The organism is Paenibacillus silviterrae (assembly GCF_030167925.1).
In the GTDB taxonomy this organism is placed as follows: Bacteria; Bacillota; Bacilli; order Paenibacillales; family NBRC-103111; genus Paenibacillus_G; species Paenibacillus_G silviterrae.
The window spans coordinates 3,764,004-3,785,138 of sequence record NZ_JASKUT010000001.1 but is presented as its reverse complement, the minus strand read 5'-3'; the positions used below and the strand labels follow the sequence as shown (position 1 = coordinate 3,785,138).

The following is a 21,135-nucleotide window of genomic DNA, read 5'->3' as shown; positions in this document are numbered from 1 at the left end:
TTATGAAGCATATTGTGAGTCAAGAATGGCTCTTCGAGCATGGGAATGATGCGGATATCGTAATTGTCGATTGCCGGTTTGCTCTGGGACAGCCGAGCTCAGGGAAGGATGCTTACGAGCAGGATCATATCCCGGGAGCTTATTACCTCGATCTGGAGAAGGACATGTCCGGGCCGAAGGAGCCCCACGGAGGACGTCATCCGCTTCCGAATATCGATGAATTTGCAGCAAAGCTGGGCCGTATCGGGATTGACGATCACACCACCGTGGTAGCTTATGATGATCAAGGCGGGGCCATGGCCTCTCGGCTGTGGTGGATGCTGAAATATTTGGGACACGATGACGTATATGTGCTGGACGGAGGATACGCCAAATGGAAGCAAGCGGGCTATCCGACTACGGATGAGCCGCCTCTCGAGCATCCGACTGCCTTCAAGCCGCAGGTCCGTAAGGAGATGCTGGCGCGGATGGAGGATGTCAAAGCGCGCATCGGCCGGGCCGGTACGGTGATCATCGACTCCCGGGAAGCGAAGCGGTATCTCGGTCTGGAGGAGCTCATCGATCCGGTGGCGGGGCATGTACCGAGCGCCCGAAATTATTTTTGGAAGGACAGCTTGGATAGCGACGGAAATTGGCTTCCCGGGGAGCGGCAGGCAGCCAGGTTCTCCGGCTTGAAGGATGCCGAGGAGATCATTGTGTACTGCGGCTCCGGCGTCACGGCTTGTCCTAACGTGCTGGCGCTGAGTGAAGCGGGACTTCAGGGCGTTAAGCTCTACAGCGGGAGCTGGAGCGATTGGATCTCCTACAAGGATAATCCGATTGCGACAGGAGAAGAAAAATGATCTACATCGCCTTGCTGCGCGGCATCAATGTGGGAGGACATAAGAAAATTAAGATGTCGGAGCTGAAGGAGGCGCTGGAACAGGCCGGCCTTGTGCGAGTGCAAACGTACATTCAGAGCGGGAACGTTTTGTTCGAATCGGAAGAGACGGAGGAAGTGTTACAGGCCCGCATGGAGCAGACCATCCGGGAAGCCTTTGGTTTCGAAGTCTCCATAATGGTGCGGACGCTAGAGGAATGGCGCGGTATTCTGGCACAGTGTCCGTTTGATACGGAGAATGAGCTTGCGGGGAAACGTGTCCATGCGGCGCTTCTCACCGCGGCTCCTGCGGCGTCTGCCGTTGAGGCGCTTCCTGCCTGGACGCACCCCATTGAGAAATTCCACATCAACGGACGGGAGATTTATTTCCAATTCGGCGAGCAGATGCAGGACTCCAAGCTCCCGAACCATCTGATGAAGCTAAAACAGCCGATGACTTTGCGTAATTGGAACACTATGAGCAAGCTGGCACAGCTGGCGGAAGGCATGCAGGTGAAGCATTGAGCATATAAGGCAGGTTACCATGGGTAGCCTGCCTTTAGTTTGGGGTTTTAGATAAATAAAAAAGAACGCCCTTAGCCATCACGGCTTAAAAGGACGTTCTTCGTCTAAGCGTAGTGTATCACTGGGTAGGCGCCTACATCTACTTCTTCCTCGTATTCCTCATAGCCGGCACCAGCTTTACCCCATCCATGCGCCCCTCAACGAAACTTGCGTATTCCGGAGATTCCATAGGGACAAGGGCCAGCTTGCCTTCCCGGTTAAAATGGATGCCCCAGCCGTATTTTTTCGGAAGCATGGAGGCTCTCATACAGGGCTTGGGCTTCCCGTAAAATTCCTCGCGAAGTGCAGCATCCCGAAGGGACAGTTCCGATTCTGCAATTTGCTTATGCCGAACATATACCTGGTAGAGCAATTCCTCCTGGGTGTATCTATACGGCCTGTCGGCGGCCAAAGCATATTCGATGCCGGGAATGGTGAGCCCCGACTTCTTAGCGGGCGGGATCATGCCGAATTCGGCAGGGCAGTCCGCCGCAACCGTGATGAAGGTATCGTAATAATTCCATTCCATAACAGCAGCCTCCTTGAACGAAACGAATTTACGCCCATATTTTAGCGCAATCCACAATAGCTTGTCTTGTAAAAACACGACTTGAAAAACTGGACTATGGTCGGGGATGAAGACCGCCGCGGGTCGGTTACGGGGGACTCTTCAAGGTGATATGCTATATCCATCAAGAGATTTTTAATAAATGATCAAACCTTGAAAGGTGGCAACTCAAATGAAAAAATTGTTCCGTTCGAACGCTGACCGCAAGATTACAGGACTGTGCGGAGGCTTATCCCAATATATCGGCCTTGATGCAACACTCATTCGTCTGTTCTTTGTCATACTAACCTTCCTCACCGGGGGCAGCATGATTCTGTTTTACGCCTTGGCTGCGTTGATCGTACCGAAGGACCCCGGATATTACGATATCGAAAAGTACTCGATGTACTAAAGAGCTAAGCGGTGCGGAAACCGGGGCTGCGTATTTTTCCTTCTATAGGCATGGGAATTGTGATATATTGGGGGGAAAAAGGGAGAGTACGTTCAGCATGTCGAAATGGCTTTCTATTCTTTGTTCCTTCGTCCTAGCGATTGTTATCATAAGCTTCATTCCTTCTCCGGTATCGGCAAGCGCAACCTCGGATTGCGATGTCGTAGAAGGGACGGGGGAAGTGCAGTTTTGCGCGCTCTCGGCCGTTTATGAAGGAAGGAATCTGGTCCTCAGAGGGTTGTTCGTCAATACAGGCGTAAGGCCGCATAGTCAGCTGGAAAGGTTGAAGGTCAAAGTTACAGGGGCGGAAGGGGAGGTCCTGTCGGAGGGCGAGTGGGTGAATGACCCGACGCTGCTAGGGTTGAGCTTGAATCCCGGACAGACAGAGCTGGTCGAGCTGCCGTTGACAGGGGCTCTTAGGAGTGCTGATGTCACGCGGTTAAATACGGTAGCCGAGCTGACCTTTCGAGAGCAGGGCGGGCTATATTGGAACTCGGGGATCCAGCTGTTCGCAGGAGGCAAGCAGCTGCTGCCAGAGGTGCCTCCGTTTATTCAAGACGGAAGTACGCTGGTGCCGCTTCGGGCGATTTTCGAGGCGCTCGGGATGGCGGTAGGCTGGGACCAAGCTGCACAAACGGTAACGGCGACCGATCAGGAGCGTAAGCTCGTGCTGAGGGTGGGCGAAAGGAAGCTGACGTTGAATGGCGTAACGAAGGAATTCGAAGTGCCTGCGCAGGTAGTGAACGGATCGACGTTCATCCCGCTTAGAGTGGTGGCGGAATCGCTGGGCTCCGCTGTATTTTACGGAAAATTCAACAACTCTGCGCAAATTGTCATGGTTGAGAAAAAATAGCGAATCGAGAGCCGGGCTGAACCTTTATAGGGGAGGGGGGCTCTTTTTTTATGGACAAGGGAAAGATAGCAAAACATAAGAAATAAGATTCGATCCTGTGTGTTACACTGACGAATAGAATTGAATGGTGCTTCGGCACAAAGGAGGCGTAACGTTTGGCCGATAAGGAAAGTAAGCTGGGTCTGGTGGTGGCGGGACTGCTGTTGGGTATTTTCATTGCTGCGATCGATAACACGATTGTGGCGACGGCGATGGGGACGATTGTCGGAGAGCTGGGAGGGCTGGAACAATTCGTCTGGGTGACATCTGCCTATCTTGTCGCAGAAATGGCGGGGATGCCGATTTTCGGCAAGCTGTCCGATATGTATGGGCGGAAGCGTTTTTTTGTGTTTGGTTTGGCCACCTTCATGGTCGGCTCCATGCTGTGCGGAACGGCAGACAGTATCGTGCAGCTTAGCATTTATCGGGCGATTCAGGGAATTGGCGGCGGAGCACTGATGCCGATCTCCTTCGCCATCATGTTTGATGCCATTCCTCCGGAGAAGCGGGGCAAGATGGGCGGCTTGTTCGGAGCCACCTTCGGTCTTTCCAGTATCTTCGGGCCGCTGCTCGGTGCTTATATCACCGATTATATCGGCTGGCGCTGGATTTTCTACATTAATGTACCGCTGTCGGTGGTTGCCCTGGCTCTGGTGGTATTCTACTACCATGAATCCAAGCGCCATGCCCGTCAGATCATTGATTGGTCGGGAGCGATCACTCTCGTAGGTGCCGTCATATGTCTCATGTTCGGGCTGGAGCTGGCAGGCAGTGAGTATGCGTGGGGCTCACCGCAGATCATATCGTTATTCGCAGGCTTTGCGGTTTTGTTTGCTGCCTTTCTTTATGTTGAGACGAAGGCACTGGAGCCTATAGTTTCGTTCCGTATGTTCGGGTACCGGCTGTTTGCGGCCAGCAATCTGGTTGGTCTCTTCAGCGGTGCGGCCTTTATTACCGCCTCGATCTACATTCCGATACATATTCAAGGGGTGCTTGGGGGTTCTGCAACGAATTCCGGCTTGATCCTGCTGCCGATGATGCTTTCCTCCGTAGTGGCGGCCACGACGGGCGGGATACTGATGAACAAGCTGAGCTACCGGCGGATTATGCTTGCGTTTACCGCCGTCTTCGTCGTAGGGATGGCACTGCTGTCCACGATTACGGCGGAAACCAGCCGCTGGCTGATTACGGTTTATATGATCATCACAGGTCTTGGTATCGGCGCTTCCTTCTCCGTACTGTCCAACGCGGTGATTCATCATTTCGATGAAACGCAGCGCGGCTCGGCAAGCTCTACCTTCTCGTTCCTGCGTTCGCTCGGGATGACGCTGGGCATTTCCGTCTTCGGGATTTTGCAGAGGGAGGAGCTGACGGCACGATTGGCCGAGGCCTTCGCCGGTCAAGGTGCTGCACCGGCGGGGCTGGCCGATCCCCGCAAGCTGCTTCAGCCGGAGGAACGGCTCAAGCTGCCGGAGCCCGTGCTGCATTTGATCAAGGATGCGTTGGCAGGCTCGATCGCCTACACGTTTCTGTGGGCGACCCTCCCCGCCGTACTGTCCCTCGCATTCGTGCTGCTGATGAGCAAGGAAAAGCTGCTGCTTCCCGTCCCGAAGGACGAGGACGTGTCCGGTACGATCCGCCCGGCAAAGGTCCGGTAAGTGAAAACGCCCTGCCTACCTTCACACTAGGCAGCAGGGCGTTTTTGTTTAGCTGATCAAGCTATTCCTCCGTACCTGCGTCCTCTTCGGACCATCGCCGCCCGGCCAGCAGCTCCTTGTATACCTCGATCGCACGGGCTCTGGATGCCCTTAGGTCTACAATGGCATGGGGCTGCGGCTTGTGAATCAGCTTGTCCGGCAGATGCGCCAGCTCCGGCAGCCACCGCCGAATATACGTTCCGCTCGGATCGTGCGTCTCCGATTGCGTCACGGGATTCATGATGCGAAAGTACGGCGCCGCGTCGAAGCCGAGGGAGGCGCACCAGAGCCAGCCCCCGCGGTTCAGCGAGTTATCGTAGTCGCTGAGCTTCCGGCGGAAGTACCGCTCACCATAGGTGAACGGACACAGCAGGTTCTTCGTCAGGAACATGGCGGTGATCATACGGAGCCGGTTCGGCATCCAACCGGTTGTGTTCAGCTCCGTCATCGCGGCATCGATGATGGGAATGCCCGTGCGGGCCTCCGCCCAGGCCGCGAAGTGATGCTCCGACAGCGAGGAGAGGTCATAGGACTTCTCGTAGGTGAAGAAGCGCGGATCGAGCCGCGCCTGGTACAGGTAGAAGTCGCGCCAGGCCAGCTGGCGCCGCCAAGGATCGGCGTCGTCGTCGTCCGACAGCGCCGCATAGACGGCGCGGATGGACAGCGCGCCGACGTTCAGGTGCCGGCTCAGGCGGCTCGTCCGATCGCTCGCGTAGCGATCGCGGCCGCCGGCATAGCCGGCAAGCCGCTCGCCGAGGAACGCGGCGAGCTCCTCCTCGGGCGCGGCCCCCGGCCAAGCCGCGCCCGCCAGCGCCGCTGCCGGCTCAGCAGGCAGCGTTGCCAGCCCTGCCGCGCCCGCGGCCAGCGGCGCGCAGTGCAGCTCCCGCACGTGCGCCGCGAACGGCGGGCGGAAGCGTTCCCGCAAGTAGTCGGACCACTTGCGGTAGAAGGGCGTGAACACCTTGTACGGCTCGCTCCGCCCTGACCAGCGCTGGAAGTCGCGCAGGTCGGCGAGCGGCAGCTCGGGCAGCGCGGTGACGGCCACACCGGCTTCGCTCGCTACCTCACGCAGCGCCCGATCGCGGGCGATCGCATACGGGGTGAAGTCCTCGTGGAACACGAGCTCCTTCACCTCATGCTCCGCCAGCAGCCGGCGCACCACTTCCGCCGGCTCCCCCCAGAGCATATGCAGCCGGGCTCCCGCGGCGGCATACTGCTCCTGCAACCGCCGGGCGTGCTGCAGGAAGTTGATCCCGCTGTGCTCGAGATACCGCTCCTGCCGCAGCAGGAACGGGTCGAGAATCAGCACATGCAGGCTGAGGCAGCGGCGTTCTCGAATATAGTCGAACCCGGGCAGATCATCCACACGCAAATCTTTGCGGTGAAGAAACAGAATCATCCTTCATCCGACTCCTTTCCACATATCATACCGGGTAACGGATCTGTATTTTACTCTACCCTAAAGAGATCAAAGAAAGAAAGCCCTGCTTTTGATCCGCGGTCCGAAGACGGACGGATAAAAAACAAGGCTTTCATTCGATTACATGGGACTTAATTCGCGTCGGTCATCAGCTGCTCGTATTGCTCATCCGATAGAACGCGGCGCGCCGTAACGTAACGCTTAGCGTAGTAGTTGTCGCTCATCTTAGTGATGACGACGCCTTGGTTCGTAGCCGAGTGGTAGAACGAACCCCCTCCGACATACACACCTACGTGAGAGATTCCTTTGCCGTCCGTGTTGAAGAACACAAGATCTCCTGCACGAAGATCATTCTTATCCACCCATGTACCCTTCTCAGCTTGTCCCTTGGACGTGTGAGGAAGATCGATGCCGAACTTATCAAATACGAACGAGGTGTAACCGGAGCAATCGAAGCCTTTCTTCGTTGTGCCGGCCCATTTGTATGGGGAACCCAATCCGTCGTTAACAGCTTGGCTTAGTGGGGTTTCAGCGAAAGCGCTTCCCACCTGAATGGTACAGAACATAGCAATGGAGAGTGCAAAACCGACTAGCTTTTTCAACTGCTGCTTCCCCTTCCGGTGCCTACGAGGTTAGCTTAAGGGTTCGGTTGAAGGTTCCCTATGGTCACTCTGAAGCGAGACCAATTCACCCAAATGTGGTTCCCCCGTTTTCCGCGAACGGAAATTCGGCAAAATTTTCTTTTTTTCTTGCTGTGTACATGTATTCGACTAACATCGAGGTTCTCCTTCCGTTGTCACAATATTGTCAAACTATAAACAAAAATTAAGAAACCGGAAATTTTGTAAGTTGACACTATATGCTGGTACCAAAAAAAGTTCATAAAAAACAGTTGAGAAATGTCGATATTAGTCGAATAAGATAATAAAATGTCGTTCCCACTGTACTGGTTCCTATGGTAAAATAATACTTAGCATGTATCACGATAGGCGGGATGAAGGAATGAGCACAACGATCAATTTTCTGGAGCATTTCTGGGATCAGGTGAAGCGGGGAGAGATTCAAAATTATCCGTTGCCGGTTACGCTGAATCAAGGGTTGGCTTACACTGTGCAGCTGGAGGATCGACAAACCACGCTGCTTTGGATTCCGCAGGAGGCGACGGGACTCGCTTATGTCGAACGGATTCCCGGTGCGGTGGATATTCATCCGTACTATCGCGGTATGATTGTGTATGACTTCGAGATTTCCCACGGTACGGACCTTTATAAACCGAAGATGGAAGAGGAGTTGTTCCAGAAGGTGTATCAGCGGGCATGGGAGCTGCAGCAGGCGATTCAGAATTTGATGCAAGGGGAGCCCTACCCGGGGAATGCTGCCGACTACATTACGAAGCTGCACCAGCTCGCAGATTGGCTTCGCTATTATTTGTCCGCGAAGGCGGTAGGCGGTTCCATCAAGCATAAATAAAGTGAACGGCGGGAATCAGCGACGGAGCTGTCGTCTTTTAAACCGTCATTACTAAAAAAAGGCGTACCGGCGAGAGGGCCAAGCCCTTCGCACCGGAACGCCTTTTTCGTATAGCCCCGAACGTTTTCACGCCTTCTCCTGCCATAGCGAGTACTGCGTCGTGATAGCCCACATTTTACAGAACATATGCAGAAGACGGTAGATCTGAAACCCGATGAGAGCCAAGAAGCCTGCCCACAGGAACGAGGCGGTCATGACGGCAGCGGAGAGCAGCAGGGTCATGAGCAGGAGCGCCCCCCCGAGCAGGACGATCATGCCGATATGGCGGAAGAAGAAGAGCAGCGTGTACATGGTTGACTTGCCGTCAGCCCGGCCGATCTGGAGAAAGAGGAAGAGCAGCTGCAGCAGAAAAACATAAAGCGCATACCCGCCTGCGGAAGGCAGCAGCTCAAGACCCAGATCGGTGTAGGAGCGCGCGTGCCCGAAGATAGACTCGACCTGTGGTACGAGCCAGACAAGCGGCGCCAGTGTTAGCGCCACTTGCAGCACGTAAAGTCCGAAGTAGGGAACCGATAATGTGCGAATGCCTTCCACGAACCGGTAGCCGGCGTTTAAGTTGGTGTGCCGAAGCGAGTAATACACGGCCGCATTCATCAGCGGGCTCAGCACCATGCGAAGCGCCAGCAGGCCCACCCCCCACCAGAGATAAGGCTCCAGGAGATCGGTCTTCATGATTTGAAATTGTCCCTCTACCCAGAATAGATGGATGGCCTCGCGGGAGAGCTCGCCTCCCGGATATCGGTGCAGCAGCGGTACCGCAATCGATTGAATCCACTTATAGAGAGCTAACCCCCACACCAGGTTATAAATAAACAGAGCAAATACCGCGAACGGCTGACGGAGGGCCATCGCCCCGCCGTCACGGATCCGTTTCCACATGTGAATTCCCCCTCCAGTTCGTCATACCGAACGTTAATCGCCAAGGGCTAAGGGCGTTATAGCGCTTCGTACGACCTTGGTAATCGACAGCGTCCTTCAGGGGACGCCGAAGGCGTCGCCCCCGGCTACCAAGCGAGCAAGCCGAATACCGTCTCCAGCAGCTTCGTAACGCCCAGATTCCAACGGACGGACACCTTCGGGTCCACCTCCGTCTTCATAAAGCTGTTGATCCGTTTGTTCTCCAGCACGATGGTGTGCTGCGGATCGATCGCGACCCACTTCAGCGGTGATGTGTAGTTCAGCTTCATGATGACCTCGCTGTCCGTGCCCTCCCATGTCTTATCCAGCTGGGTTCCGTCCGTAAAGTGGAAGCGAATCGGCACGCCGGGATGCGTTCCGCCCAGACGGCGGATTTGCACCGCATTCTCATACAAGGTCTGTCCGTTCTCCGTCACCTTCCGGGTCTGAATACCGGTAACCGCGTAGTCGACCATTTGTCCGTTATAAATGTATTGGTCGAAAAATTCCTTCCAGCTGCTTCCGGTAGACTCCTCGACCACCTTCTGGAAGTCCCCGGTCGACGGGTGTTTAAACTTCCAGCGCTGGAAATAGCTTTTCATGAGCCGGTTCATTTTCTCCTGGCCGACCTGGCGCTCGATGGCTTTCAGCACCAGCTTGGCACGGGTATAAACATTCTCCGCATATTGGCTGTGGCCGTGGTAGCTCCAGGAATTTTTCATCAGGGCATCGGGATCGGTGATGTAGCTGGACTCCACGAGGAGGTTCGACCGGACGCCGTACTCCGCTTCCATGAGCCGATCCTCGGCGTACGAGGTAAAGCCTTCATCCAGCCACGCTTCCTCAAATTCGTTGCTGGCTACCATACCGTAGAAGAACTGGTGTCCGATCTCATGCACGACTACACGCTCGAGCTCCAGCGACGGATCCTCCTCGGCAGCGCCCCAGGCAGTCACTAACGTCGGGTATTCCATCCCTCCCGCGCCATTGCCGTCCGCAGGCGGCACGACAACGCTCAAGGTAGAGTAAGGATAGCTGCCGTACCACTCGGAATAGCGCGCCAGCGCCTTTTTGGCAGCTGTCATGTAACGCGCCTTAAGATGCTCGTGCTTCGGATCGAGATACAGCTTAATCTTTACCCCCGGCAGATGCTGAGTGGCATACGGCTCTTCGTAATAAACGAAGTTAGGGGAAGCGGACCAGGCAAAGTCATGTACGTCATCCGCATAAAAGGCGTACGTCTTGGTTGTCCCGTCATCCACGGCAGGCTTGGTCGGAAATCCGGTAGCCGCAACGGTATAGACGGATGGAACCTTGATCTTCACATCATAGATCCCGAAGTTGGCATAAAATTCGGAGTTGCCGTGATACTGATGGAGATTCCAGCCCTCTTCCGTCCGGCCTCGGGTGCCGGCCGGCTCATAGACGGCGATTTTGGGGAACCATTGACCCGCCATTACGAAATCGCCGGCATACCCCATTCGGGCGAACACAGCGGGCAGCTGCACGGTGAAGGCAGTGTTCAGCGTCGTCTTCTCTCCGGGCATCACCGGCTTCGGCAGCGTGACCTTGATTAAGGTTTTATCATCCTTGTTGTCGTCATCCGGCTGTACGTAGCTGATGCGGGAGGCGAGGTCCGTGCCGTCCTCCAGCTTCATCAAAGCGATTTCCATCCCGCCGAAGCTGCCGGCCTTGCTCTCGTCGCTGCGCAGCTTTCCGCCGGACTCCTTCATGAAGGTGGACTTCTTGGAGGAGAAGGCGTTTGGGTACAGGTGGAAGTAGAGCTCCTGAACCGGCAGCGCCCCCGGGTTTTTCCAGGTTAATGAGGAGGTCCCCGTGATGAGCTTGCCTTCCGCATTTAGCTCTGCGTTCAGGTGATACTCTACAATGCGGGCGGAGAGCGGCTTCGGAGCCGGCTTCTCTACCGGCTTCACCGGCAGACTTGGCGGTGCCGGAGGGGCAATCGGCTCTTCGGCACGGACAGCCGCAGAGACGGGCCGGGCTCCCGCCGTCAAGCCTGTAGAAGAGCCGTCCATCCTTCCATAGGGTCCGGTATCGGGCCATGCCGGCGCTTCAACTACCGTTCTGCCGTTCGAGCTGGTCGGCTTCAGCAGCAGCGGGTTCACGGAGCCGTCCTCACGTACGGCTGTAGCATGGCTGCCGTACGGAAGCTTCCACCCCGCCGCAGGCGTGTCCGATGGAAAGGCGCCGCCGCCGATCCACCGATCCGTCAGGAGGGCGGCCCCACAGGTTATCAGCAGTACGGTGCTCCATGCAATCATACGGCTCTGGAATACGTTTTTCATTACCTTTTCACCCCGCCTAAACAAGCTTCTACAGCATGTATATGTTTGTGGGACGAGGATTATATCTACCGTGCAAAAAGAATCACAAGGCGGTCTTACCTCCGCTATGGTCACGTATTGGCTTGCATCTGCCTCCTATAAAGTAGCAGACGGTGCTGAAGCAGCACACCAGGCCGACGAGAAGAAATACCGGCCCGATTCCGTATCGCATCAGCAGAGGCAGTCCAAGGACGGGCCCGAGGAAACGGCCCAGCTCGCGAAGCTGCTGTGCACCCATATAGGCGCCCTTGAGGGGGGGGCGGAGCAATACGGTCCATCAGGATGCTGCCGGAGGGGAAGCTGAACACCTCCCCCAATGAAAACACGACCATGGCCGAGATCATCGTCCATGAGTTACCGGCAAGAATAAAGCCCAGGCCTCCCAGGGCATAGAGGGAGTTGCCGAGTGCGATGGCGAATAAAGGGCTGCGTTTCTCCAGGAACGCCGAGACGGGAAGCTGGCAAACCGTTACGGTGACCGCATTCGTAGTCATCAGCCATGCGAAGAGAAAGACGCCATTCTCGAATTGTTCGCTAACATACGGCGATAGTGTAGGCATTTGGGCATAGGCGAACTGCATGAGCGCACCGCCGGCTAGAAACCAGAGAAGCCTGCGATCGCTAAGAACGGCCTTCCAGGCAAGAGATAGCGTAATTTGATCGGACTTGACGGGGTTCTTGGAGCCATAAACGCTTTCCGGAAAGGGATAGCTTCGAAACACCAGCAGCAGGACGGCAAGGTAGAGCAGATAGCTTATCCCCGTCAATACAAAAGCGCCGCTACCGCCGGAGAAGCCGATGAGAGCACCCAGAACGGGACCGACGGAAACGCCGATATTGGCTGCCGTATAACGGTAGGAGTAAGCGCGGTATCGCAGCTCGGCAGGCGTCAAGTCACTGATCAAGGCGGCGGAGGCGGGCTCGAAGCCGGCTTTGCATAGTCCGTTAAGCGCGCTCAGCAGGAGAAGCCCCCAGAAGGATTGCGTGAATGGAAACACAAGAAAGACAGCTGACCACATAAGAAGTGAAATCATCATAAGCTTACGCCTCCCCCAGCGGTCGGATAAGGCTCCGCCGGCGAGGCCGAAAATCATCCCGGCAATGGAAGCCGCCCCCACGGTAACCCCGATCTGAAGCGGGCTGGCCTCCGTATGCGCCGTTAAATAAATTGTGAAGAAAGGCACGGTCATGGAGGTAGCGATGCGCGAAAGCGCTGTTCCGATAAATAGACTGACGACGAGAGGATGAAACCCGGTGAAGACTTGTTGTAAACGGTACAGCGTGTGGTGTGACATGTAGATCAGTCCTTCTGTTGGAGTAAGAATGCGTGAAAAGCAGAAAGGGCCGGCTTCACACCCCCTATGTAGGGGTACGAAACCGGCCCAAGAATAACCTCTTGAGAGTGGACCACTGAATCCACGGTTTATCAGTTTGCTTCAATAAATAATTAGGAATTTGCGTTCATTATAATCCAGGAACGCAGCGGTTGTAAACAGACAGGAGGGAGCCTCGCATTTCTTCCGACTTTATTGTACATTAGATTATACGGATAGAAGGAAATTCCCAAGGAAACGGAAGGGTGCTTATGGATACGAACCAAACGAATCAAGCGAATTCGACGGAAAAGTCGAAGAAACTAAACTTAAATATCGTCAGCGGCAAGGTAGAGCATAAGGGCTTCGGTGCGGGCTCCATCGACTTGAGCCAGCTCTCCAGCGTTATCATCGATGGGGAAGAGGCGTACCTCGATATGGGGGCGCTTCATGCCAAGAGCAAGGTGGAGAAGGGGATCAAGTTCACTCCGAACAAGGAGGAGGTTCCGAACGGAAGGCCGTGCTGGATTGTGTGGGTGGCGGTAGACCGCAAGGAGGACGGAACCTATTACGCCGGTGTCACCTCTTGCGAGATGACGATCGATACCGAAGGCCGAAGGGGCTGGAAGTTCCTTCCCGACCATGTGAACCGCATGGATTACGCGTTGAAGCGTCGTGTCATGCTGGAGAATCTGGGACCCGAACAGAAGACGGCCCTACGAGAGCTGTTGAAGACGCACAGTCCGGAGATGTGGGAGCGTTCGGAAGCATACCTGAAGGACGCACTGGCATAAGCAAGCAACATAAACCTCCCGCCTTTAGGGTAAACTTTCCTTATCCTAACAGCGGGAGGTTTCGCTTATGAAGCTGGTACTGGCACTATGTATAGCCGTCGGCCTATGGCTGCCCGGCTCCGCTTATGCTGCGGAACCGGCTTATGCCAAGTGGGGACGCCTTGCGATGAAGGAGACGCAGGAGAAATATCCGAATGCCAAGATCATCGATTATAAGCATCTTATGCGGAGGAAAATTTCCGCTACGGTAATGGAAGAGAAATTCAAGCTCTGGCTAAGGGAAGGCGGAGAGGAATTCGGTGTTCTCGTGGCGATTCGCTTCGATAAGGATACCGAGAGGGTAATGAGCATCCGTTTCCTGGAGGCAGGATATGTTGAAGGGCGATTTATACCGATTTAATGGTTTCAGGGTAAATTTGTACATTATGTGACGAACGTTGTGTGACCGCGGTACCAGCGTGTATACTAATGCCTAGTATATGCATCATATACTAGGACAGCAAGAAGGCAGACCCTATGGTCTGCCTTTTTGTGTTTGGCACGCAGGGAGGAAACTGCCTACTCCATTGCTTCATTGAGCATCGTCATATGCACATGGTCCTCCCAGACGCCGTTGATCTTCAGGTACTTGCGCGCGAGTCCTTCCGGCTGAAACCCCAGCTTCTCCAGCACCCGCAGGGACGGGGCGTTACGAGGCATGACGTTTGCTTCGATCCGGTGCAGTCCCAGCTCTTCGAACGCATACCTCACCGCTTCGCGTATCGCTTCGGTCATATATCCTTTGTTCAAGTAGTCCTGATCCATCCGGTAGCCAAGATGGCAGGACAAGAAAGCTCCGCGCACAATATTGTTCAAGGCGACGCTTCCAATGACCTGTTGCCGCCCGGCATCCTCCCGCAGATAGACCCAAACGCGCCACATGAGGCCGCTTTCCATCTTCTCCTGCTCGAGACGCAGCTCCCTTCGCTGCAGGGCCTCCGTATAATATTCAGGGCTCCGCTTCGGCTCCCATGGCTCCAAAAACCCGCGATTCCGGTGCAGAAACGAAATGATTTGCGGAGCATCGGCTTCACCGGCCGTTCGGAGAGCCAATCTTTCTGTAAGCCATTCCCGGGGGGAATACTCCTTTTGCATGACGGTTACTCCTCATTTCTGGTGTAGTGAAATGAGCTTACATATTATAGCATCAGAAGGGAAGTGTAAAGAAAAGGAGCCCGAGGATCGTTCCCTCGGGCTCAGCTTTTACATCGATCTATTCGCTCCACCAGCGCTTCAGATCGTTCCACCAGCTTCCGCTCGGCTTCGGCTTGTCCGTTTCGGTCCGCGGCTTCGGCGGCTGCTCGGTGCAGTATTCGGTTGGCTCCGTACCGGCAACGAAGGCCTCCAGCCGCGGGTTCGGACATCCGTCGTTGGCCAGCTTGCCTGACGCAGGGTCAACGTAGACATTGACGACGCCCTCCGGAATCTCGAATAGCTTCGGAGGAACCGCCTCCAGCGTCCGCTCCGTAAACTCGGCGAAAATCGGCGCGGCCAAATGGGATTCCACGGCATTGATGTTACGGTCCTTGTCATATCCGACCCATACGGCTGTGGACAGCTCCGGTGTGAAGCCGACCAGCCACGCATCGGCATCGGTGGAGCCGGTTTTGCCCGCTACGGGCCGCTTCATGATGCTGGCTACGCGGCTTCCTGTCCCGCCGGATTCGAATACGCTCTCCATCATATGGGTCAGAACGTAAGTATAGGCGGGCTCAATGATGGTTTCCTTCTGCGGCTCCGCCTCGTAGAGCACTCTGCCGCGGCTGTCCTCAATTCGCACGATGGCGATTGGGTTGACCCGAACCCCTTGGTTGGCGAATATACTATAAGCGGAAGCCATTTCCAGCGGGCTGACGGGAAAGGTGCCAAGAGCCAGGGACGGCACCGGCTTCATCGGGCTGTGAATGCCCATCCGCTTCGCCATTTCGATCACACGCTCGGGACCGGTCTCCAGCACCGTGTGCACGGCGAAAATATTGTCTGACTTCGCAATGGCCGTCCGCATATCGATCCAGTCGAAGTAAGTGTTGCCGAAGTTATTCGGCGTGTACGTTTGTCTGCCATTATCGTAGGTGAACGTGGTCGGCTCGCTCTTGTAGCGCTTCAGCGGCGTAAACTGCTTTTCCTTCAATGCCGTCAAGTAGACGATAGGCTTGAAGGAGGAACCGGGCTGCCTGCTTCCGGCAACGGCGCGGTTAAACTGATTTTCCTTGTAGCTGCGTCCGCCGACCATCGCTTTAATATATCCGTTCCGCGGGTCGATAGCTACGAGGGCCGTCTGCAGCTGAGGGTATTTGGCCAGCTGTGTGGCGACGACCTCCTCCGCAACCTTCTGTGCGTGAAGGTCAAGGGAGGTATGGATTCGGAGGCCGCCCTCCTCGAACTGCTCTTCCGGGATGCCGAGCTCGTCAATCGCTACGCTGCGGATATAATCGCTGAAGTAAGGAGCCGTCGTGCCCTGCTTTTTCTGATCCAGGGGTTTAATGTCAAGCTTCTCCCGGGCTGCCTGATCGGCCTCCCGCTGCGTGATATAGCCGACCTCGACCATGGTCTGCAGCACCGTTTCTTGGCGCTCCTTGGCATTCTTTGCATCGTAGTAAGGGGAGAAATACCTCGGCCCCTTCGGCACACCGGCAAGCATTGCACTTTCGGCAAGGGAGAGATTCTTGGCGTCTTTCCCGAAGAACAGCTGCGCGGCCGCCTGAATGCCGTATGTGGAATGTCCGTAATAAATTTGGTTCAAATATTGCTCCAGGATTTGATCCTTGGACATCTGCAGCTCCATTTGAACGGCATAATACGTTTCCTTGATTTTGCGGCTCCAGGTACGCTCGTGGTTCAAGTACAGATTTCTGGCCAGCTGCTGGGTGATGGTGCCGGCCCCCTGCACCTTGGCCATATGCTGGATATTGACAACAGCGGCGCGGGCGATCCCCTTCAGATCGAAGCCGTAATGCTCATAAAACTTCCGGTCCTCGATGGCCAGCGTAGCCTCCACCAGCTGCGGGGAAATGTCCGTGAGCGGGATGATCTCCCGGCTTTGGTTGCTTCCGTAAGCCTCGATCAGCTGACCGTTGATATCGTAAAGCGCGGAGGCGGCGGCCATTTTGCTGACGGGAAGCGCCTGAGATCGCATATACAGCAGTCCGACGATCATGACCGCCGAACCGAGAATCAGGCTGGTGAACATAAAGGACAGAGTACGCCGGAAGCGTCCTCTTCTGCGATGGGTTTGGTCTTTGGCCTCGGTCATGTGCATCCGTCCTTTCAAATAAGAAAAGAAAGAGAATCAGTGCATAGTAACCAGTATGGAAAAACATAACAAGCCCTATTCATGCGATTATGAAAGATTTGCAAATTTTTTTATTGTAAATGTAAGGCTGTTTTCCGGCAGAGAGTTGCATTTTAGATAGGATACTCTATAATACAATTTGACGCGAAAGACGTGGGTAAAATGAAACGGGAAAAGCCAAGCGGCTGAGAGCTATAATGAGATTTTGTCGACGTTGATCGAATAGAAGAAAGGGTGAGTGTAAACATGGAATTGTGGTACACAGAGAAGCAAACCGAAAACTATGGCATCACCATGAAAATTCGCGAAACCTTGGTTACGGAAAAGACGGATTTCCAAGACCTGGCGATGATCGATACAGTAGAATGGGGTCGCATGCTGGTTCTTGACGGCATGGTTATGACCTCCGTTAAGGATGAATTCGTATATCATGAAATGGTGGCGCACCCTGCGCTGTACACGCATCCGAATCCGAAGCACGTCCTCGTTGTGGGCGGCGGCGACGGCGGTGTTATTCGCGAAGTGCTGAAGCACCCGGAAGTGGAGAAGGCCGTTCTCGTCGAAATCGACGGTAAGGTCATCGAGTACTCCAAGAAGTATTTGCCTGAAATCGCAGGCGAGCTCGACAACCCGCGTGTGGAAGTGATTGTGAACGACGGCTATATGCACATTCATGACTTCAAGAATACATATGACGTTATCATGGTGGATTCAACCGAGCCGGTAGGACCTGCGGTCAACTTGTTTACGCAAGGCTTCTATAAAGCGATTGCCGACGCGTTGAAGGAAGACGGCATCTTCGTAGCCCAAACCGACAACCCTTGGTTCAAAGCGGATTTGATCCAAAGCGTGAACCGCGACGTGAAGGAAATATTCCCGATCGTGCGTGTGTACTGTGCGAACATCCCGACCTACCCAAGCGGTCTGTGGACCTTCACTATGGGCAGCAAGAAGTATGATCCGCTTGCTGTCGACGAGACGAAGATTCCGGATATCGACACCAAATACTATTCTCCTCGCCTGCACAAGGCTGCGTTCGCGCTGCCGAAGTTTGTCGAGGATTTAACGAAGTAAGGAGCCTGTGAACCGATGCGTATCGATCAAAAATATTCCGGCAACGTCTTTATCCTGAGCTCCGAGGACTATGCGGCCTCCAAGGCGGTCATCTACGGCATGCCGATGGACTTCACGGTCAGCTTCCGTCCGGGCTCGCGTTTCGGCCCTCCGCGCATCCGCGAGGTGTCCATCGGACTGGAGGAATACAGCCCTTATCTGGATAAGAGCCTGGAAGACATCACGTATTTCGACGCGGGCGACCTGCTGCTGCCGTTCGGTAACGCAGGACGCAGCCTCGAGATCATCGGCGAATATGTACGCGGCTTGCTGGCCGACGGCAAGTTCCCGATCGGTCTTGGCGGCGAGCATCTGTGCTCGTGGCCTGTGTTCCAGGAGGTATATGCGAAGTACCCGGATCTGGCGATCATTCACTTCGACGCTCACGCCGACCTGCGCGAGAGCTATGAAGGAGAGCCTCTGTCGCACTCCACGCCGCTGCGGAAGGCAGCCGCGCTGATGGGCGGCAAGAACATTTACCAATTCGGTATCCGTTCCGGCTCCCGTGAAGAGTTCCAATTTGGACGAGAGAATGTGAACTTCTATCCGTTCGAAGTGCTGGAGCCGCTGAAGAAGGTGCTGCCGGAGCTGGCAGGTCGTCCGGTATACTTAACGATCGACATCGACGTGCTTGATCCGAGCTGCGCTCCGGGTACCGGTACGGCGGAAGCGGGCGGCATTACCTCGAAGGAGCTGCTCGCAGCCATCCATGCGCTTGCCGCTTCCGATATTAACTTCGTCGGTGCCGACGTGGTGGAGGTAGCTCCTGCGTATGACCCGACGGAGCAAACCCAGATTGTCGCCGCGAAGCTCATTCGCGAGATATTGCTAGGCTTAGTGAAATAAGCCTTTGCTTGAGAGCCTGTCCTCCCGCCTGTTGAAGGCGGAAGGGCAGGCTTTTTCATCGTGCTGCCAGGTACTACGCGAAGTTAGTACTCCTCCGGCGTAATGGATCGTATTACAATCTATACCAAAAGGGGGAATTGCCATGAGGAGTACTATATCCGTTCGTACCCGTCGGCTGCTTCAAGGGGTATGGTTGGGCTACGCGATATTTTGGGGATGGATGGCCATCCGGCCGCTCAATCGGACAGACTGGCTTCTGGAAAATTTGCTGGTATTCGCTGTGGTAGCCGCCCTCGCGGCAGGCTATCGTAAGCTGCCGTTATCAGGGGCTTCCTACCTCTCAATCGCGCTCTTTCTCACCCTGCATACGTGGGGATCTCATTACAGCTATAACGCTACGCCCTTGGGCGGCTGGCTTCAAGAGTGGTGGGGGCTGGAGCGCAATCCCTACGACCGGCTCGTTCACTTGGCCTACGGCCTGCTTTTTGCCTACCCGGTGTGGGAGCTTGTTTGTGCCTGGATAAAGCCGAGCCCCCGCTGGTCGTACGGCATTGCGGTCATGGCGATTCTGGCCACGGGAGCCTTCTACGAGCTGATCGAGATGTGGGTCGTCCTGCTGGCTGCCCCGGAGCTCGGCATGCTGTTCCTCGGTTCCCAAGGCGATCCGTGGGATGCCCATCATGACATGGAGCTGGAGACGCTGGGAGCTGCTGTGATCATGGCGATCGCCGCGCTCCGCCATAAGCTCAGCCCCTCCTCATCGTAAACAGGGTCAGCTCCGGTCGGCATAGGAACCGAATAGGGTACACCGATACGCCGATCCCCCGGTTGACGTAGACCTGCAGCTTTCCGGCCTCCAGCGAGTAGTGCCCTTGAATATACTTTTTGCTGTAAGCCGGGGTCACAACCGAGCCGACGAAGGGGAGGCGAACCTGTCCGCCGTGGCTATGGCCGGATAGCTGGAGGTCCACGTTGTGCTGAACGGCCAGATCGGCATAATCCGGGCAATGCGACAACAGCAGCACGAACTCCTCCGGCTTGACGCCGTTCAGCGCCTTGTCCAGGTCCGGCTTGCCCTCCCACTGATCCTCTACGCCGGCCACCCGAAACGCTGCGCCGTTCAGCTCCAGCCTGGCCGACTGATTGCGGAGCAGCGTAACTCCTCCTTCAGCCAGTACCTTCACTACATCCTCCGTCAGGCCTCCGTAATAATCATGGTTGCCGAGCACTGCATACACGCCGAGGCGGGACTTCAGTCCGCGCAATAGGTGCGAGGCCGCCGGTCCCTCCGGACCTACGCCGTAATCGACCAAATCCCCTGTGAAGCACACGAGATCCGGCTCCAGGCCGTTGATTCGGTCGACCAGCCGGCGCAGTGCCTCAACCCCGAAATGATAGCCGAAATGCAAATCGCTGAACTGTACGACACGCAAGCCGTTTAGCGCCTCGGGCCAGCGCGTGAAGCTGAGCGACAGCTTCTCCGTATCCAGCCAGCGGGGCTCCGCATACCGGGCATAAGCAAGGCCTCCCGGCGGTATAAGCATGACGCCGCCGGCAGCCAGGGCCGCCTTTTTCAAAAAGGAACGGCGTGTCAATTTAACCGGGGGCTGGTGCCTGGGCTCCTCTATCCTCATACGTGAACCTGCCTTCCTCGTTAGGGTAGGCCGTGAAGTTTCCGAAACCGGATCGGAGTCACGCCTTCCTGCCGCTTAAACAGCTTAATAAAATAGCTGGTATCTTCATAGCCGACGCGTTTTGCGATTTCCCGTACCTCCAGCTGCTCCTGCAGCAGAAGCTCCTTTGCCTTGCGCAGTCGGTATCGGGTCAAATAGGCAAAGGGGCGCATCCCCAGCGTTTGCTGAAACAGCAGACACGTGTGCTGGGGCGTCACACCTAGCTGCTGTGCCATCTCCTCTAGGGTGACGGTCTTGTCATAATTCTCGGCAATATAAGTAAAGACAGGTCCGAGCTGTTCAAAATGCTGCTGCTTCGACCGCACCTCGGAAGTGGAGGCGTAAAGAAACAGGTCCAGCAATAATTGATACGTCAGGGAAGAGCATTCGATGCTTCCCAGCGGATCCTGTGCGCGAAGCACTGTTTGAATATCGTGCAGCTTGTTCCATAAGGAGCCGGGGTTGGTCAAATACAGCACCTGTGACGCTTCGAAGCGGAAGGAAGCGAGCATGCTCGCAGCCTGCGCTCCGTTGAAGGATACCCATCGCACCGTCCACGGCTCGCGTACCGGATGGTAGCGGTGAGCCTCCCTGGCATACAGCAGCATGCCTTGTCCCGGTCCGACGGTATATGTCTTGTCTTTCAGCTCCAGCTGTCCGGTGCCGCTCCAGGTTTGAATCCATTGATAGTCGGGAAAGCCGTCCGGCCGATCCATCGCCTCCTGATTGTTCCAGCCTCCGGCGCTGGTGACGTACAGCGGGAGCTTGAGCTCGAGATCCGTTATCACCCGAAAGATATTGCTGTCCATGGTGAACCTCCCTGCATCTTCATTTTCTCATATTAACAAGAATATTGTTCGATT

At 55.5% G+C, this 21,135-nt stretch carries 21 protein-coding genes and 1 riboswitch; of the genes, 11 read left to right on the top strand and 10 right to left on the bottom strand.

The annotated features are described in order from the left end of the window. The first annotated feature begins 2 nt into the window (after positions 1–2). Both QMO62_RS17365 and QMO62_RS17360 read left to right on the top strand, forming a co-directional pair. Positions 3–842 carry a sulfurtransferase gene (locus QMO62_RS17365; protein WP_284642862.1) on the top strand — a complete coding sequence of 280 codons (840 nt, stop codon included), beginning with the start codon at positions 3–5 and terminating at the stop codon, positions 840–842. Beyond that, positions 839–1,384, top strand: a complete 546-nt coding sequence (locus QMO62_RS17360; RefSeq protein WP_284642861.1) for a DUF1697 domain-containing protein — start codon at positions 839–841, stop codon at positions 1,382–1,384. The genes QMO62_RS17365 and QMO62_RS17360 overlap by 4 nt, the downstream gene beginning before the upstream one ends. A 139-nt stretch (positions 1,385–1,523) precedes the next feature. Here the strand turns inward: QMO62_RS17360 and QMO62_RS17355 are convergent, their stop codons facing one another. Beyond that, on the bottom strand, positions 1,524–1,952 hold the full coding sequence (locus QMO62_RS17355) for a DUF6157 family protein (RefSeq protein ID WP_284642860.1): 429 nt from the start codon (positions 1,950–1,952) through the stop codon (positions 1,524–1,526). Positions 1,953–2,163: 211 nt separating this feature from the next. On the opposite strand from QMO62_RS17355, the gene QMO62_RS17350 reads away from it, so the two are divergent. The 3 genes from QMO62_RS17350 to QMO62_RS17340 all read left to right on the top strand — a co-directional run bounded on the left by QMO62_RS17350 (position 2,164) and on the right by QMO62_RS17340 (position 4,971). Continuing rightward, complete coding sequence (locus QMO62_RS17350) at positions 2,164–2,382, top strand: PspC domain-containing protein (protein WP_284642859.1); 219 nt, start codon at positions 2,164–2,166, stop codon at positions 2,380–2,382. A 97-nt stretch (positions 2,383–2,479) separates the two neighbouring features. Further along, positions 2,480–3,274, top strand: a complete 795-nt coding sequence (locus QMO62_RS17345) for a stalk domain-containing protein (protein WP_284642858.1) — start codon at positions 2,480–2,482, stop codon at positions 3,272–3,274. A gap of 155 nt (positions 3,275–3,429) precedes the next feature. Then, on the top strand, positions 3,430–4,971 hold the full coding sequence (locus QMO62_RS17340; RefSeq protein WP_284642857.1) for an MDR family MFS transporter: 1,542 nt from the start codon (positions 3,430–3,432) through the stop codon (positions 4,969–4,971). Between the two features lie 61 nt (positions 4,972–5,032). Here QMO62_RS17340 and QMO62_RS17335 read toward each other — a convergent pair whose 3' ends face one another. Together QMO62_RS17335 and QMO62_RS17330 are read right to left on the bottom strand one after the other, a co-directional pair. Further along, positions 5,033–6,409, bottom strand: coding sequence for a cryptochrome/photolyase family protein (locus QMO62_RS17335; protein WP_284642856.1), 1,377 nt, complete (start codon positions 6,407–6,409; stop codon positions 5,033–5,035). A 152-nt stretch (positions 6,410–6,561) separates the two neighbouring features. Next, positions 6,562–7,032 (bottom strand): C40 family peptidase, encoded by a 471-nt coding sequence (locus QMO62_RS17330; RefSeq protein ID WP_284642855.1) that lies wholly within the window; start codon positions 7,030–7,032, stop codon positions 6,562–6,564. Positions 7,033–7,036: 4 nt separating this feature from the next. Then, a riboswitch (cyclic di-AMP (ydaO/yuaA leader) is annotated at positions 7,037–7,173 on the bottom strand. 259 nt (positions 7,174–7,432) lie between these two features. On the opposite strand from QMO62_RS17330, the gene QMO62_RS17325 reads away from it, so the two are divergent. Then, on the top strand, positions 7,433–7,900 hold the full coding sequence (locus QMO62_RS17325; protein WP_284642854.1) for a hypothetical protein: 468 nt from the start codon (positions 7,433–7,435) through the stop codon (positions 7,898–7,900). Between the two features lie 126 nt (positions 7,901–8,026). On the opposite strand, the gene QMO62_RS17320 is transcribed toward QMO62_RS17325, so the two are convergent. The 3 genes from QMO62_RS17320 to QMO62_RS17310 form a co-directional block, all read right to left on the bottom strand. Further along, on the bottom strand, positions 8,027–8,839 hold the full coding sequence (locus QMO62_RS17320; RefSeq protein ID WP_284642853.1) for a hypothetical protein: 813 nt from the start codon (positions 8,837–8,839) through the stop codon (positions 8,027–8,029). 125 nt (positions 8,840–8,964) lie between these two features. After that, positions 8,965–11,163, bottom strand: a complete 2,199-nt coding sequence (locus QMO62_RS17315; RefSeq protein ID WP_284642852.1) for a M1 family metallopeptidase — start codon at positions 11,161–11,163, stop codon at positions 8,965–8,967. A 110-nt stretch (positions 11,164–11,273) separates the two neighbouring features. After that, positions 11,274–12,497 (bottom strand): MFS transporter, encoded by a 1,224-nt coding sequence (locus QMO62_RS17310; RefSeq protein WP_284642851.1) that lies wholly within the window; start codon positions 12,495–12,497, stop codon positions 11,274–11,276. Positions 12,498–12,787: 290 nt separating this feature from the next. On the opposite strand from QMO62_RS17310, the gene QMO62_RS17305 reads away from it, so the two are divergent. Beyond that, complete coding sequence (locus QMO62_RS17305; RefSeq protein ID WP_284642850.1) at positions 12,788–13,309, top strand: YwhD family protein; 522 nt, start codon at positions 12,788–12,790, stop codon at positions 13,307–13,309. A gap of 67 nt (positions 13,310–13,376) precedes the next feature. Next, the gene (locus QMO62_RS17300) at positions 13,377–13,709 is read left to right on the top strand and encodes a YqzG/YhdC family protein (protein WP_284642849.1); all 333 of its coding nucleotides are present in this window, start codon (positions 13,377–13,379) and stop codon (positions 13,707–13,709) included. A 158-nt stretch (positions 13,710–13,867) separates the two neighbouring features. Here QMO62_RS17300 and QMO62_RS17295 read toward each other — a convergent pair whose 3' ends face one another. Both QMO62_RS17295 and QMO62_RS17290 read right to left on the bottom strand, forming a co-directional pair. Beyond that, positions 13,868–14,443 (bottom strand): GNAT family N-acetyltransferase, encoded by a 576-nt coding sequence (locus QMO62_RS17295; RefSeq protein WP_284642848.1) that lies wholly within the window; start codon positions 14,441–14,443, stop codon positions 13,868–13,870. Positions 14,444–14,561: 118 nt separating this feature from the next. Continuing rightward, complete coding sequence (locus QMO62_RS17290) at positions 14,562–16,607, bottom strand: transglycosylase domain-containing protein (protein ID WP_372516682.1); 2,046 nt, start codon at positions 16,605–16,607, stop codon at positions 14,562–14,564. A 279-nt stretch (positions 16,608–16,886) separates the two neighbouring features. Between QMO62_RS17290 and speE the strand changes: the two genes are divergently transcribed. The 3 genes from speE (at position 16,887) to QMO62_RS17275 (ending at position 19,365) form a co-directional block, all read left to right on the top strand. Next, positions 16,887–17,714, top strand: coding sequence for a polyamine aminopropyltransferase (gene speE, locus QMO62_RS17285; protein WP_284642846.1), 828 nt, complete (start codon positions 16,887–16,889; stop codon positions 17,712–17,714). A 15-nt stretch (positions 17,715–17,729) separates the two neighbouring features. After that, complete coding sequence (gene speB / locus QMO62_RS17280) at positions 17,730–18,599, top strand: agmatinase (protein ID WP_284642845.1); 870 nt, start codon at positions 17,730–17,732, stop codon at positions 18,597–18,599. A 142-nt stretch (positions 18,600–18,741) separates the two neighbouring features. Beyond that, a complete protein-coding gene (locus QMO62_RS17275) occupies positions 18,742–19,365 on the top strand; it encodes a DUF2238 domain-containing protein (RefSeq protein ID WP_284642844.1) in 624 nt (207 codons plus the stop codon). On the opposite strand, the gene QMO62_RS17270 is transcribed toward QMO62_RS17275, so the two are convergent. Together QMO62_RS17270 and QMO62_RS17265 are read right to left on the bottom strand one after the other, a co-directional pair. Continuing rightward, a complete protein-coding gene (locus QMO62_RS17270) occupies positions 19,346–20,194 on the bottom strand; it encodes a metallophosphoesterase (RefSeq protein WP_284642843.1) in 849 nt (282 codons plus the stop codon). The genes QMO62_RS17275 and QMO62_RS17270 overlap by 20 nt on opposite strands. Positions 20,195–20,253: 59 nt before the next feature. Then, the gene (locus tag QMO62_RS17265; protein WP_284642842.1) at positions 20,254–21,081 is read right to left on the bottom strand and encodes an AraC family transcriptional regulator; all 828 of its coding nucleotides are present in this window, start codon (positions 21,079–21,081) and stop codon (positions 20,254–20,256) included. Positions 21,082–21,135 lie beyond the last annotated feature (54 nt).